A 13,457-nucleotide genomic window follows, 5' to 3' on the forward strand; every position below is an offset into this window, starting at 1 on the left:
ACGGCCGGAAGCCGGGGTACACGGGCCGCAGCGCGCCGCGCGGTGCGGCGCAGGACCGAGGAGGTTTTCATGGGTGCGGTAAGGACCGTCACGACCGCGGGAGAACGGACCGAAGCTGCCCCCGCCCTGCCCGAGATCGCGGAACCGCACAAGGTGGCTCCCCGGGACGCACGGGAGCTGACCCGGCTCTTCTTCGACCGGCTCGACACGCTGGAGGAGGGGACGCGGGAGTTCCAGGACGCGCGGAACACGCTCATCGAGATGAACATGTCCCTCGTCCGCTTCGCGGCGCGCCGCTTCCGCAGCCGCGGCGACGACATGGAAGACGTCGTGCAGGTGGGCACGATCGGCCTCATCAAGGCGATCGACCGTTTCGAGCTGAGCCGCGAGGTGGAGTTCACGACCTTCGCCGTGCCGTACATCGTCGGCGAGATCAAGCGCTTCTTCCGTGACACCACCTGGGCCGTGCACGTCCCGCGCCGTCTCCAGGAGGCGCGAGTCGAGCTTGCCAAGGCCAACGAGGAACTCTCCACGCGCCTCGGCCGGGCCCCCAAGGTCTCCGAACTCGCGGCCCTCATGAGCCTCAGTGAGCAGCAGGTCGTCGAGGCCCAGATCGCGGCCAACGGCTACTCCTCCTCCTCGCTGGACGCGACCATCGGCGGCGAGGACAGCGGCGAGGGCGAGGCCGCCCTCTCCGACTTCATCGGCGCCGAGGACCCGGGCATGGAACTCGTCGAGGACCTGCACGCCCTCGCCCCGCTCCTCGCGGGCCTGGAGCCCCGCGACCGCCAGATCCTGGAGCTGCGCTTCGGCCAGGAGCTGACGCAGGCCCAGATCGGCGAGCGCCTCGGCGTCTCGCAGATGCACGTCTCGCGCCTGCTCAACCGCACCCTCGGCACCCTGCGCGCCGGGCTGATGTCCGAGCGCTGAGCCCCGCCCCGCGGCGACTGAGCTCTTTCCCCCGCGACGGGGGAACGCGGCATCCCAGCGCCCCCGCCCGTACGGCCCCTCACCGGCCGAACGCGCGGGGGCGCTTCGCGTGCGCGCACCGCGGGCCCGCACGGCAACCGGTCCCGCGCACGACCCCTGCGGGAGGCCACACGAACCGGGAAGACGCGACGCCGACAGGTCCCGCGAACGACCTCCGCGCGGGCCACACGGACCGGTAAAACGCAACGTCGACAGGTCCCGCGAAGAGGGCTACGTTCACCTGGCCCCGTACGAGTGCCCGCCGTCGTACGGGAGTTGCCCGGCCGCGCCGCCGGGTCCGGGCCGGGCCCCTCGACCGTGGAGAGACGTATGCCCTGTGCCGCGCTGTACACCTTCGGCGTCCTGAAGTCGCCGCTCGCCGATCCCGGGCCCCTCACGCGGGCCCTCCAGGACAGCGGCGAGCCCGTCTACCGGGCGGTCGCCCGGCACCCCGGGTACCTCGCCCGCGCCGAGGCGGTGGGCGGCGACCAGGGCAACCACTTCGACTCGGACTGGGGCGCCTGGGGGGAGTTCGTCGTCCCGGCCTGGTACACCAAGGGCCGTACGGCGGACACCGTCGCGCTGGCCGCGACGCTCTCGCTCTGGACCGATCCGCGCTCCGCCTTCGACGCCGTCCTCAGCGGCGCGCACCGCCGGGCCCTGAACCGGCGTGCCGACTGGTTCGAGCGGACGGGACACCCCCGGCACGTGTTCTGGTGGGTCGCGGACGACGCGACACCCCGCTGGCAGGACGGGGTGGCCCGGCTGGAACACCTCCACGAGCACGGCCCCGCGCCGCACGCCTTTCCCTTCCCCCGCCCGTTCACCCCGGACGGGGCTCCGGCCCGGCGCGAGGGCGTGGGGCCGAGAAGCACATCCGCCGCCTGAGCCCGGCCCACGACCTCCGGACCGCCCGCGTCTCCCGGGGGCCGCTCACGCGGATGTGCGCCCCCACCGCACGGTGGGAGCGCACATCGGGGCCTTTCCGCTCACGTCCTCCGGTACCGGGCGCTCGCGAAGGAGAAGGCGCCGAAGCAGAGGAGGCCGATGGCGACCACCACGAGCAGCCAGGGACCGGCGGGGGTGTCGGTGAAGCTGCGCAGGGTGTCGTCCATGCCCTTCGCCTTCTTCGGCTCGAACTGGACGGCCGCGACGATGGCGAAGACCCCCGCCGTGCCGAAGAGAATGCCGCGCGACACATTGCCCGCGATGCCGAGGACGTCCACGACGCGCTCGGTGCGCGGGCCCATCTCGGCGGTCTTCAGGTGCTTGCGGAACTTGCGCATGACGCCGCGTACGACGAGACCGATGCCGACCCCGACGACGACGGCCCCCGCGATCGCGACGATCCACCGGCCGCCCGGCCAGCCGAGCGCCGTCGCCGTGATGTCCTTCGACTTCTTGTCCGAGGACCCCCCGCCGCCGCTGCCCATCGCGAAGGAGAGCACGGAGTAGGCGACGAAACCGTAGAAGACGGCCCGGCCGAAGGATATGAGCCGCTTGCCGGCCTTGTCGCCGTCCTCGCCCGAGGCGCCGAAGGCCGCCTCCGACAGCCGCCACAGCGCCATGCCCGCGGTGGCGATGCCGAGGGCCCACAGCAGGACGAGCCCGAAGGGCTTCTCGGCGATCTCCGCGAGCGCTCCCGAACGGTCCGCCTGCTTGCCGTCACCTGGATGGAAGGCGAGCCGGATCGCGATGATCCCGATCAGTACGTAGATGACCCCCCGGGCGACGAACCCGGCACGTGCGGCGCGGTCCACCGCTTTGCTGTCTGCCGCGCGCTCCGCCTTCTGATGCGCGCGCCGTGTCGTCGATTCACTCGTCATACCGCCCGATTGCCCCCGCTCCCGGCCGGGAAACGGCTCCGGCCTGCGCACACGAAATTTCGCAGTGCACACGTCAATTCGCGGGAGTGGTACGGACCTGACGGGGCACTCGCTCAGCGGTCCCACCCGGGACCACGGGCCTCGCGCCCGCCCATCCCCTTCCGGGAGACACTGTGCTCGCCTACGTCGCCGCGGCTTTCTTCGTGATCGCCTGGCTCCTCCTCGCCACGTCCACGAGCACCGACGCCTGGTACTCGCCGACCGCGCTCGGCTTCGTCGGCCTCGCGATCCTCGCCGCCCACCTCGGCGGCGCCTCCTCGCGCATCGGCGGCCGTCGCCACCGCTGAGCCCGGAGCGACACGGAGGGGCGCGCGGCAGTCGAGAACCGCGCGCCCCTCAGCGTGAGCCCGTGAGCCCGTGAGCCCGCGAGCCCGCGAGCCCGCGAGCCCGTGGGCTGGTGGGTTCCGCTCCGTCCTAGTACCTCAGCACCGCCGCGACCCGCCCGTGTTCCGCGAGCGCGTCGTCCGGGACGAAGACGACGTCCGCGCCCGTCCCGAGCGCCGTCTCGACGAGTGTGTCGACGATGTCGTCCTCGACGTCCGGGTCCTCCGGGGAGGCCGCGGGACGCAGGTGCGTCGCCTCCGGGATCGCGGAGACCTGGAAACCGTCCTCGACGAGGAGGAGGTGGACGCGGCCCTCCTGCACGTTCTGCCAGATCTCGTCGGTGCCCGCGGCGAACCGCTTCTGCCCGATCCCCTCGCCCAGCCGGTCGAGGGCGTCGCGCTGCCGCTCGGCCGTGTACTTCTCGCGCGCGGGGCGGATGACGTCGAGCAGGACGTGCCCGGTCAGCTTGTCCGCCCCGGCCCGCTCGACGCGCTCCCCGACGCGCTCCTTGCTGCGGCTGCGCTCGACGAGCGTGTTGATCTGGTTCGCCGTGCCCACGACGTGCACCGGGCCCTTGCCCGTGCGCAGCGCCTCGGCGAGCTTGTCGTCCACGTCGCGCAGGTACTGGCGCAGCCGCTCCTCGCGGTACGGGGAGGGCTGAAGGCCGAAGTTCGCTCCCGGCTCGGCGTCCTCGTGGTCGGGCAGCTCGGGCTTCGCGGGGAAACCGAAGCCGGTCACCTCGGTGAGCGACTCACCGGCCCCGTGCCACAGCCTGCTGCCCTCCTCGGAGAGGACGAGGACCCAGTACGGGCGCTCGTGCAGCCAGGAGGAGACGAGGTTGCGGGTCAGGTACGTGTCCGCGACGACGACGCGCTCGGGCGGCGTGACGGGCAGCTTCCAGACCTCCCAGTCGTTCGCCGAGGCGAGCAGGAGTGTCCCGTCGGTGATCTCCGAGGAGTCCACCGACGCCGCCGCCTCGTCGATCCGCGCCTCGACGGCCTGGAGAGCCGCCTTGTCCACGCCCGGGTCGTCCGCGAGCCGCTTCTTCGCCTCGCTCACGAGATTGCGCAGCCGGATCGCGTCCTCCGCGCCGTCCGGCGACGCGGGGTGCGTGGGCAGCAGCAGCGACACCGCCGGGTACGGGCGCGGGGCGCGCAGCTCGGCCAGGATGTCCGGGTTCAGCTCGAAGGTGTCTCGCACAAGGGGCTCCCACGTGGTCGGTCGTGTTGTCGAGGGTGGCACCGCCCGCCCCGCGACGCAGCCCGGAAGGGGCCGTGAGGGCGGGGTACGCGCTCCCTGGTGTTCCCGATCGGCCGCCGCCTATGATCCGCGGTCATGAGTCCTTCACCGCGTCCCGGCCGGTTCCCCGAGGAATTCCCCCACGAGGACGGTCAGCGCGCCTCCGACGCCGACAGGGACGCGGTCGCCGAGCGGCTCAGGGAGGCCGCGGCCGAGGGCAGGATCGACTTCGACGAGCTGGACGAGCGCCTGGGCGCCGCGCTGGGCGCGCGGACGTACGGGGAGTTGCGACCGCTCCTCGCGGACCTGCCGGGGGCGCCGGGGTTCGTCCCGCCGCCCGCGGCACCCCCCGGCGAGCCGGTGGAACTGCGCGGCGGTATGCACGGGGTCCGCCGTTCGGGTGACTGGGCGGTGCCCGCGCGGCTCGTGGTGCGCGGGGGCATGGGTGGGGTGCTGCTCGACTTCACCAGGGTGCGGACGTCGCTCGCCGAGATCCAGGTCGAGGTGCACGGCGAGATGGCCGGCGTACGGATCGTGGTGCCGGAGTCCTGGGGGGTCGACGCGGGCGGCGTGGACCCGGGCCTGGGCGGACTGCGCGACCGTACGTCGCCGGGCCACGAGAGGGGCGCGCCGCTGCTGCGGCTCACGGGGGCGGCGGGCATGGGCGGGGTACGGGTCAGGAACCCGGGCCGTGTCGAACGCGCCCGCCTCCGCAGGAACCCTCCACGGGCCTGACGGCACGCCGCCCCGCCGCCGGCCCGCTCAGCCGCCCGCGCCCCGGGGCCGCAGCAACCCGAGCAGCGCCCGCACCGGCTTCCCGGCCTGACCGGACACCGCCTCGCCGCGCGTCACCCGCTCCGCCGCGCGCGCGATGTTCCGCGCCATCCCGCCGAAGATCACCGCGTGGAACGGCGAGACGCTCCACCAGTACACCTGCCCCGCGAGCCCCCGCGGGTGGAAGACCGCCCGCTGCCGGTACACGGACCGGTTCGGGTCGCCGTCCTGGGCCGGGTCGGCGCACAGCTCCAGCCAGCCGAGGCCCGGCATCCGCATCTCGGCGCGCAGGCGGAGCAGCTTCCCGTGCTCGATCTCCTCGACCCGCCAGAAGTCGAGCGAGTCGCCGACGCGCAGCCGCCGCGCGTCCCGGCGCCCCCTGCGCAGCCCCACCCCGCCCTGGAGCCGGTCGAACCAGCCGCGCACGGCCCACGCGAGCGGGAAGGAGTACCAGCCGTTCTCGCCGCCGATGCCCTCGATGACCTGCCACAACGCGGACTCGGGGGCGTCCGTTTCGCGCTGTCGCTCATCCGTGTAGAGCGAGCCGCCCGCCCAGTCCGGGTCGGTCGGCAGCGGATCGCTCGGCGCCCCGGGCACCGAGGCGGAGGACCAGCGGGTCGCCACATCGGCCTCGCGCACCCGCTGGAGCGCGTGCCGGAGCGTCTTGTCGAAGGGCATGGGGCGGCCCGGCTCGTCGGGCACGTACGCGGCGATGTCGTGCTCCGCGCAGACGACCTCGTAGCGCAGCGACTCGGCCAGGGGGCGCGCGAGTCCGCGCGGCACCGGCGTGACGAGGCCGATCCAGTGCGAGGACAGGCGCGGCGTGAGCACCGGGACCGGGACGATGAGGCGCTTGCGCAGTCCCGCCACCTCCGCGTACCGCTCCATCATGTGCCGGTAGGTCGTCACGTCCGGCCCGCCGATGTCGAAGTCCCTGTCGACGTCCTCGGGCAGCTCGGCAGCGCCCACGAGGTAGCGCAGCACGTCCCGTACGCCGATCGGCTGCACCCGGGTGCTGACCCAGCTCGGCGTGACCATGACCGGCAGCCGTTCGGTCAGGTAGCGCAGCATCTCGAAGGAGGCCGAACCGGAACCGATCACGACGGCCGCGCGCAGCACCGCCGTGGGCGTGGGGCCGGCCCGCAGGATGTGCCCCACCTCGGCCCGCGAGCGCAGGTGCGGGGACAGTTCCTTCTCCGGGACCCCGGCGGGCGTGAGGCCGCCGAGGTAGACGAGCCGTCGCAGCCCCGCCGCGCCCGCCGCCTCGGAGAAGTTGCGCGCTGCCTGGCGGTCCGTCTCCTCGAACTGCGGGCCCGAGGCGAGCGCGTGCACGAGGTAGTAACCGACCTCCATGCCCTCCATCGCGGCCCGCAACGACTCCGGGTCCGTGACGTCCCCCTTGACGACCTCGACACGGTCCGCCCAGGGGTAGTCACGCAGTTTCTCGGGCGTACGCGCCAGCGCGCGGACGCTGTGTCCCGCTTCGAGCAGTTCCGGCACCAGCCGGCCGCCGATGTACCCGCTCGCTCCGGTCACCAGACAACGCACCGCGGCCTCCCTCGGAGTGACATTCCTTCCCACCATGGCACCGGCGGGCGGGGAGCGCGCGCTCGCGCGGGGCGCGAGGTCACGGGCCGCGTACGGTCGCGGGGCGCGCGGGGCGTCCCGCGACCGGCCGCCGGGCTCAGTCGGTGATCTCCGTGTGCCCCTTCCGCCGCGGAGAAGGCACGTCCTCACCCGTACGGGCGGAACCCGCGCCCTCCGCGACCGCCGCGCCCGCCCGGCCCTCCGCGACCGCCGCGCCCGCCTGGCTCCCGCCGCCCGTCGCCTTGCGCAGCAGCTCCGTGAGGTCCACACCCGTCGTCGAGGTGAGCAGTTCGAGCCCCTGCACGACGTTGTTCGCGACCGCGCGGGGCAGCTGCCCCGCGCCGTCCGTGGAGATGACGGTGAGCTTGTCGACCGCGCTCAGCGGCTCCGACGCCTTGGCGACGACCTGCGGCAGCACCTCCACGAGCATCTGGAGCACCGCCGCGTCCCCGTACTGCGCGAAGGCGTCCGCCTTCTTGCGCATCGCGTCGGCCTCGGCGGCGCCGCGCGCCAGGATCGCCGCCGCGTCCGCCTCGCCCTCCAGACGCACGGCGTCGGCGAGGGCCGCGCGGTGCTCCTTCTCACCCGTACCGGTGAGCCGGGCGCGCTGCGCGTCGGCCTCGGCCTGCTTGACGAGCGTGATGCGCTGCGCCTCGGCCTCCTGCTCCGCGCGGTAGCGGGCCGCGTCGGCGGGCTTGCGGACCTGGGTGTCCAGCTCGCGGTCGGTGAGTGCGGCCTGCCGCTCGGCGACCTTCTCCTGCTCGGTGAGGACCTCCTGGTTGCGCGCCGCCTGCGCGAGCGGCCCCGCCGCCGCCGCACGGGCCGCGGCCTCGTCCGTCTCGGCCTTGATCTCGGCCTGCTTGAGCGCGAAGGTGCGCTCCGCGATCGCGATCTCCTCGGCCGCCTTGAGCCGGGCCTGCTCCGAGGCGCGCCGCGCGACCGCCTCGGCGATGTCCGCCTCCTGCTTGGCGCGTGCCGCCTCGGGCCGCCCGAGGTCCTCCAGGTAGGAGCCCTCGGTGGTGATGTCCTGGATCTGGAAGGCGTCGAGCACGAGCCCCTGTCCCGACAGGCTCGCCTCCGCCTCCTCGGCGACCTGCCCGGCGAAGGCCGCGCGGTCCCTGATGATGTCCTCGACCGACATGCGGCCCACGATCGAGCGCAGCGCCCCCGAGAGCACCTCCTGCGTGAAGCCGACGATGCCGCCCTGCTGCATGAGGAAGCGCTGCGCGGCGGCGCGGATCGAGTCCTCGGTGCCGCCGACCTTGACGATCGCGACGCCCTCCAGGTTCGCCTTGACGCCGCGCAGCGTCACCGCGCCGCGCACGGCGACCGGGATGTGCCGCGAGGACAGCTCCAGCGTGAACCGCTGCTGCACGAACGGGACGACGAAGACCCCGCCGCCGACCACGACCTTCTGGCCGCTGTTGTCCGTGAAGATCCGCCCGGTCTCCGGGTCCGTACGGGACTTGCCACGCCGCCCCGTCACGATGAACGCCTCGCTCGGCCCCGCGACCTTGTACCGCGTGACGACCACCAGGGCCGCCAGGACGACCAGAACCACGATGCCGCTCACGGAGAGAACCACAGGACTCATCCGCTCCACCCCCTTCGCCCCCGCCGCGCGGGGATCGCTCTCGTGCGTTGTGCGTGCTTGTGTGCCGGGTGCGCGCCGCGAAAGCGCGCGCCGTGTGCCCCCGGGATGCTCAGCGTTCGACGAGGCGTACGCGCACGGCCGTGGCCGACAGCGTCTCCTCGACCCACACCTCGGCCCCGCGCGGCACCGCCACGGTGCTGCGCGCCGCGTACTTGACGGGCTGTCCGCCGAGCGAGAGCAGCACCTCGCCGAAGCCCTCGGCGGGGATCGCGGTGACGACCGCGCCCGAGGTGCCGACGAGATCCGCGCCGCGCGGCGTCGCCGCCGTCGTACCGCTCATGAGCGCGCGCGTGAGGCGCCAGGTCAGCCAGCCGGCGACGAGCCCGGCGGCCAGGCCGATCCCGGCTGCCGCGCCCGTGCCGAGGCCGGTCGTGGCGAGCGTGAGCGCGCCGGTGAAACCGAGCATCGACACCGTCCCGGCGAGGACCGGCAGCGAGAACAGCCCGTCGAGCAGCCCGTCCAGGAAGGACACCCCGTCGAAGAGCCCTTCGAGGAGCCCGTCGACGACGAGCGAGAGCGCGAGCACGGCGAGCCCCGCGACCCCGGCCACCAGGAACCACGTCATGGCGCCACCCCTTCCCCGTCGCGGACTCCGCCGGGGACCGCTCGGCCCCGGGCGGGTGTCGAGCCTCCCACCGCGCCCGCCACCCCCGCACTGCCGGGTTCCGGCAGTCTTCGTGGCCGGTTCCCTGCGGCTTCGGGGCGAGGGACCGCTCGTACGGGTGAGCCCGCGAACGTACGACGCGGGCGGCGCGGTGCCGTACGGGGCGCGGGTACCGGCGCGCGGTGCCCACGGCGTGTGCGGGGTGCGTCAAGGCGCCCGGGTACGGCCCGCCGGGCGCCGCGCGGCCGGTCGTACGATGCGGGCATGACTGTGCACGATGTGGAAATCAGCGCCCTCCAGGGCGGACCCGCCCAGCTCGACCAGTACCGGGGCAAGACCGTCCTGGTCGTCAACGTCGCCTCCCGCTGCGGGCTGACGCCGCAGTACGAGGGCCTCGAAAGGCTCCACGAGACCTACCGCGACCGGGGCTTCACGGTCCTCGGCGTGCCCTGCAACCAGTTCATGGGCCAGGAGCCCGGCAGCGCCGACGAGATCGCCGACTTCTGCTCGGCCACGTACGGCGTCACCTTCCCGATGACCGAGAAGGTCGAGGTCAACGGCGAGAACCGGCACCCGCTCTACCGCGAACTCGTCGACGTGCCCGACGCGGAGGGCCACAGCGGCGACATCCGCTGGAACTTCGAGAAGTTCCTCATCGGCCCCGACGGCGCCGTCGTCGCCCGCTTCGCCCCGCCCACCGAGCCGGAGTCCGCCGAGGTCGTCGCGGCGATCGAGAAGACGATCACCCCGGCCTGAACCGTCGCGCGCGGCAGGACCTCGTTCCGGGCCTGCCGCGCGCCGGGCCGCCCCTCACCCCTCCCGCGCCGCCGCCAGCTCCAGCTCGGCCCGCAACTCCCTGACCTGCTCGCGCAGTGCGACCACCCGCTCGTACCGCTCCAGCAGGTACGCCGCCTTCGTGCAGAGCGTCCACGGGTCGACCGGCTTCGTCAGCAGGTCCGCCGCGCCCAGTGCGCGCGCCCGCTCCGCGAGGGCCCGTTCCCGGCCCAGACCGGTGACGAGGACGACCGGGATGTCCTGCGCCCGGTCCACGCCCCGCATGTACGAGGCCACCTCCAGGCCACCGGTCCCCGGCATCACCACGTCGAGCAGGACGAGACCGACCCCGCCCCGCAGCACGCACTTCAGCGCCTCCTCGCCGCTGTGGGCCCGCAGCACGGGCCGCCCGAGCGGCGCGAGCACGCTCTCCAGGGCGAACAGGGTGTCCGGATGGTCGTCGACCAGGAGGATCGCGGTCTCCGCGGGCATCTCTCGTCCCTCCTCGTGGCGTGCCAGCATATGCCCGGCGGCTAGACCGGCACCCCTCGGTGATCAGCCACCTTTGGCCAGGGGTCGAGAACCGGCCAGGGGACCCGACGCCCCGCCCCGGTCACGGCCGTCAAGGTCCCGTCAGCGGCGGCCCCACCAGGATCAAGAGCCCGTCAGGGCCCCTCCACGGCCACCCGGCCCGGACATACGTTCCCGGCAGGACGTTCCCGCGACCCGCGGGACCCGAACCACCGGAGCACGCCATGCCCGCCCGTCGTCCCGCCCCCGTGCGACCCGCCCCATCGGAACCGGAGCCCGAACCGGAACCCGTTCCCGCCGGGGCCGCCCTCGCCCTCGTACCCCCGCCCGCGCCGCGCCGCTGCTACGTCCCCGTGACCCACGGCCCGCACGGGCAGTCGCCGCGCCTGTGCCGCACACCGCACGGCACCCGTACCGCCGTCGCCTTCACGACCGCAGGGGCGCTGCACGCCGCCCTCGGCCGCTCGCAGGCGTGGACCGTCCTGAGCCCCGCCGCCCTGCGCGCCCTCGTCGCCCCGCTCGGCGTCACCACGCTCACCGTGGACCCGCGCCTCGTCCTCGCCCCGGGCACCGCGCACCGCGCCGGGGGTGCCGCATGAGCCTCCTCACCAGCACCGAGGCGGACCTCGCCCTCTGGCCCGACTCCGCGCGCCTCACCGCCGACGGCGACGTCCGCGTGGGCGGCGTACCGCTCACCTCGGCCGCCGAGCGGTACGGCACCCCGCTCTACGTACTCGACGAGGACCAGGTGCGCGCCCGCGCCCGCGCCTACCGCGCCGCCTTCCCCGACGCCGGGGTGCACTACGCGGCGAAGGCGTTCCTGTGCCGCGCCCTCGTCCGCTGGCTCGACGAGGAGGGAATCGGCCTCGACGTGTGCTCGGCCGGAGAGCTCGAACTCGCCGTCGCCGCGGGCTTCCCCGCCGACCGCGTCCTCCTCCACGGCAACGCCAAGAGCCCCCGCGACCTCGCCTCCGCGCTGCGCCTCGGCGTCGGCCGCGTCGTCCTCGACAGCGTGGGCGAGATCACCCGCCTCGCCGCGCTCGTACCCCCCGGCGAACGCCGGCGGGTCCTGGTCCGGGTCGTACCGGGAATCAGCGCGGGGCACCACGACAAGGTCCGTACCGGCGACGAGGACCAGAAGTTCGGCCTCTCGCTCACCGACGGCAGCGCCCAGCACGCCGTCGCCCGCGTCCTCGCCACCCCGTGCCTCGAACTCACCGGACTGCACTGCCACATCGGCTCGCAGATCGCCGAGGTGAAGCCGTACCTCGCGGCGCAGCGGCGGCTGCTCGGGCTGCGCGCGCGGATCGCCGAGACGTACGGGGTCGTGCTCCCCGAGATCGACCTCGGCGGCGGCCACGCGGTCGCGCAGCGCCCGGGGGAGCGGGGCATCGACCTCACGGACCTGGCCCGGCGGCTCCGCGCCGAACTGGCCGAATCCTGCCGCGCCGCCGGGCTCCCCGAGCCCCGGCTGCTCCTCGAACCGGGTCGCGCGCTCGTCGCCCGCGCGGGCGTCGCCGTCTACCGCGTCCTCGCCGTCAAGCGCACCGCGCACCGCGTCTTCGTCGCCGTCGACGGCGGTATGGGCGACAACCCCCGCCCCGCCCTGTACGGCGCCCCCTGCGTCCCGCGCCTCGTCGGCCGCGTCTCCACGGCGGCCCCGCACCCCGTCGACCTCGTCGGCCGCCACTGCGAGGCGGGCGACGTCCTGGCCCCCGCCGTCCCGCTCCCCGCCGACATCCGCCCCGGCGACCTCGTCGCCACCCCCGTCGCGGGCGCCTACCAGCTCTCGATGGCCTCCGCCTACAACCTCCACGGCCGCCCCCCGCTCATCGCCACCCGCGAGGGCACTCCCCGCCTCCTGATCCGCCGCGAGGAGCCGGACGACCTGTGGCTGCGGGACCTGGGTGGGTAGCGGGTAGGGACGGCGGAAGCGAGGGGCGCCCAGAAATCCGTCGGCAGGGGCCGTACCGGTGCGCGATGCTGTGCCTCCGTGCTCGTGCGGGCGGAGACGCGCGGAGCGGGGCGGCGAGCCCCCGCCTCCGGTCCACGGCCGCGAGGAAACGCGGTACCGGGAGGAGAGGTGCGCGTGGACGTGAGCGAGATGACGGAAGCCGACCTCCCGCGTGTCATGCGCCTGCGCGCCCGCGCCTGGGCCGCCGCCTACGCCGGGCTCGTCCCGGCCGCGTACCTCGACGCCATGGACCCCGACACGGACGCCCGCGACCGCGCGGCGTGGTTCCGGGCGAGCCGGGGGCGGGTCACGGACCTGCTCGCGTGCGATGCCGAGGGGGAACTCCTCGGCTGGGCCTCCTACGGGCTGCCCCGGCCCGGCGAGGGGCCCGCCGGGGAGCTGTTCACGCTGTACGCCGCCCCCGAGCGGGTCGGCACGGGAGTGGGGCGCCGCCTCGTCGACGAGGTGCACGGCCGCCTCGCCGGGCCCGTCGCGCAGTGGGTGCTCGAAGGCAACCACCGCGCCCGCCGCTTCTACGAGCGCTCCGGCTACCGCGCCGAGGGGACGCGGCGGCCCGACGACTACCGCGCGTGGGGCGGGCCCGTGCTCAACGAGCTGCGGTACGTGCGGGACTGAGCGGGGCCGGGCCCGCCCAGCGGCGTTCGCCGTCGCGCCGGGAACCGTCCGGGCGCAGGCCGAGGGCGCGTGCGACGGACTCCGACGCGGTGTGCTCCGGGTGGATGTACGCGGTCAGACCGCGTACGCCCTCGTCCGCGAGCCGTTCCCCCAGGGCCCGTGCCGCCGCCTTCGCGAGTCCGCGTCCCTGCCAGGCGGTGCCCACGACCCACGCCACCTCCGCCTCCTCGCCGCGCGTCACCGTCGCCTGCACGTAGCCGGCGAAAGCGCCGCTTTCCTCCACCCGCACAAGGAAGTTGACCCACGTGACACCCGCCTCGCCCGGACCGGCGAGCTGCCGCGCGTAGCGGCGCTCCAGCTCGGCGGCGCCCGGCGGCTCCCCGCCCGTGAACCGGTACAGGGCCGGATCGGCGAGCACGGCGGCCATCGCCGGGGCGTGCCGGACGGTGAGCGGGACGAGCGTGAAGGCCGGGGGAGCGGGGGAGCGCATGGCCGCATTCTGCACTTCTCGGCCATCTGGGCGAC

At 74.5% G+C, this 13,457-nt stretch carries 15 protein-coding genes; 8 read left to right on the forward strand and 7 right to left on the reverse strand.

Annotated features, from left to right (window positions below):
- Nucleotides 1-69: 69 nt before the first annotated feature.
- Nucleotides 70-930 carry a SigB/SigF/SigG family RNA polymerase sigma factor gene (locus STTU_RS29855; RefSeq protein ID WP_010271613.1) on the forward strand — a complete coding sequence of 287 codons (861 nt, stop codon included), beginning with the start codon at nucleotides 70-72 and terminating at the stop codon, nucleotides 928-930.
- Nucleotides 931-1,299: 369 nt separating this feature from the next.
- The gene (locus tag STTU_RS29860) at nucleotides 1,300-1,857 is read left to right on the forward strand and encodes a DUF3291 domain-containing protein (RefSeq protein ID WP_043256734.1); all 558 of its coding nucleotides are present in this window, start codon (nucleotides 1,300-1,302) and stop codon (nucleotides 1,855-1,857) included.
- Between the two features lie 101 nt (nucleotides 1,858-1,958).
- Here the strand turns inward: STTU_RS29860 and STTU_RS29865 are convergent, their stop codons facing one another.
- A complete protein-coding gene (locus STTU_RS29865) occupies nucleotides 1,959-2,795 on the reverse strand; it encodes a DUF1206 domain-containing protein (protein WP_202532012.1) in 837 nt (278 codons plus the stop codon).
- Nucleotides 2,796-2,968: 173 nt separating this feature from the next.
- On the opposite strand from STTU_RS29865, the gene STTU_RS35095 reads away from it, so the two are divergent.
- On the forward strand, nucleotides 2,969-3,142 hold the full coding sequence (locus STTU_RS35095; protein WP_007829879.1) for a hypothetical protein: 174 nt from the start codon (nucleotides 2,969-2,971) through the stop codon (nucleotides 3,140-3,142).
- Between the two features lie 127 nt (nucleotides 3,143-3,269).
- Here STTU_RS35095 and STTU_RS29870 read toward each other — a convergent pair whose 3' ends face one another.
- On the reverse strand, nucleotides 3,270-4,379 hold the full coding sequence (locus tag STTU_RS29870) for a hypothetical protein (RefSeq protein WP_007829881.1): 1,110 nt from the start codon (nucleotides 4,377-4,379) through the stop codon (nucleotides 3,270-3,272).
- A gap of 135 nt (nucleotides 4,380-4,514) precedes the next feature.
- Between STTU_RS29870 and STTU_RS29875 the strand changes: the two genes are divergently transcribed.
- Nucleotides 4,515-5,153: a DUF1707 SHOCT-like domain-containing protein gene (locus STTU_RS29875; protein ID WP_043256736.1), complete on the forward strand. Its 639-nt coding sequence runs from the start codon at nucleotides 4,515-4,517 to the stop codon at nucleotides 5,151-5,153.
- Nucleotides 5,154-5,180: 27 nt separating this feature from the next.
- Here STTU_RS29875 and STTU_RS29880 read toward each other — a convergent pair whose 3' ends face one another.
- The 3 genes from STTU_RS29880 to STTU_RS29890 all read right to left on the reverse strand — a co-directional run bounded on the left by STTU_RS29880 (nucleotide 5,181) and on the right by STTU_RS29890 (nucleotide 8,998).
- A complete protein-coding gene (locus tag STTU_RS29880; protein ID WP_078519063.1) occupies nucleotides 5,181-6,776 on the reverse strand; it encodes an SDR family oxidoreductase in 1,596 nt (531 codons plus the stop codon).
- 100 nt (nucleotides 6,777-6,876) lie between these two features.
- Complete coding sequence (locus tag STTU_RS29885) at nucleotides 6,877-8,373, reverse strand: flotillin family protein (protein WP_043256740.1); 1,497 nt, start codon at nucleotides 8,371-8,373, stop codon at nucleotides 6,877-6,879.
- A gap of 109 nt (nucleotides 8,374-8,482) precedes the next feature.
- Nucleotides 8,483-8,998 carry a hypothetical protein gene (locus STTU_RS29890; protein ID WP_007829892.1) on the reverse strand — a complete coding sequence of 172 codons (516 nt, stop codon included), beginning with the start codon at nucleotides 8,996-8,998 and terminating at the stop codon, nucleotides 8,483-8,485.
- Nucleotides 8,999-9,301: 303 nt separating this feature from the next.
- On the opposite strand from STTU_RS29890, the gene STTU_RS29895 reads away from it, so the two are divergent.
- Nucleotides 9,302-9,793: a glutathione peroxidase gene (locus tag STTU_RS29895; protein WP_043256742.1), complete on the forward strand. Its 492-nt coding sequence runs from the start codon at nucleotides 9,302-9,304 to the stop codon at nucleotides 9,791-9,793.
- Nucleotides 9,794-9,847: 54 nt separating this feature from the next.
- Here the strand turns inward: STTU_RS29895 and STTU_RS29900 are convergent, their stop codons facing one another.
- Nucleotides 9,848-10,303, reverse strand: a complete 456-nt coding sequence (locus STTU_RS29900) for a response regulator (RefSeq protein WP_043256744.1) — start codon at nucleotides 10,301-10,303, stop codon at nucleotides 9,848-9,850.
- A 263-nt stretch (nucleotides 10,304-10,566) separates the two neighbouring features.
- On the opposite strand from STTU_RS29900, the gene STTU_RS29905 reads away from it, so the two are divergent.
- From STTU_RS29905 to STTU_RS29915, 3 genes are all read left to right on the forward strand, one after another.
- Nucleotides 10,567-10,941: an SAV_915 family protein gene (locus STTU_RS29905; protein ID WP_007829895.1), complete on the forward strand. Its 375-nt coding sequence runs from the start codon at nucleotides 10,567-10,569 to the stop codon at nucleotides 10,939-10,941.
- Nucleotides 10,938-12,257 (forward strand): diaminopimelate decarboxylase, encoded by a 1,320-nt coding sequence (lysA, locus tag STTU_RS29910; protein ID WP_043256745.1) that lies wholly within the window; start codon nucleotides 10,938-10,940, stop codon nucleotides 12,255-12,257. Before STTU_RS29905 ends, lysA begins: the two co-directional genes overlap by 4 nt.
- A gap of 189 nt (nucleotides 12,258-12,446) precedes the next feature.
- Nucleotides 12,447-12,932: a GNAT family N-acetyltransferase gene (locus tag STTU_RS29915; protein WP_234019427.1), complete on the forward strand. Its 486-nt coding sequence runs from the start codon at nucleotides 12,447-12,449 to the stop codon at nucleotides 12,930-12,932.
- Here the strand turns inward: STTU_RS29915 and STTU_RS29920 are convergent.
- Nucleotides 12,904-13,422 (reverse strand): GNAT family N-acetyltransferase, encoded by a 519-nt coding sequence (locus STTU_RS29920; protein WP_043256749.1) that lies wholly within the window; start codon nucleotides 13,420-13,422, stop codon nucleotides 12,904-12,906. The genes STTU_RS29915 and STTU_RS29920 overlap by 29 nt on opposite strands.
- Nucleotides 13,423-13,457 lie beyond the last annotated feature (35 nt).

The organism is Streptomyces sp. Tu6071, from assembly GCF_000213055.1.
Lineage (GTDB): Bacteria > Actinomycetota > Actinomycetes > Streptomycetales > Streptomycetaceae > Streptomyces > Streptomyces evansiae.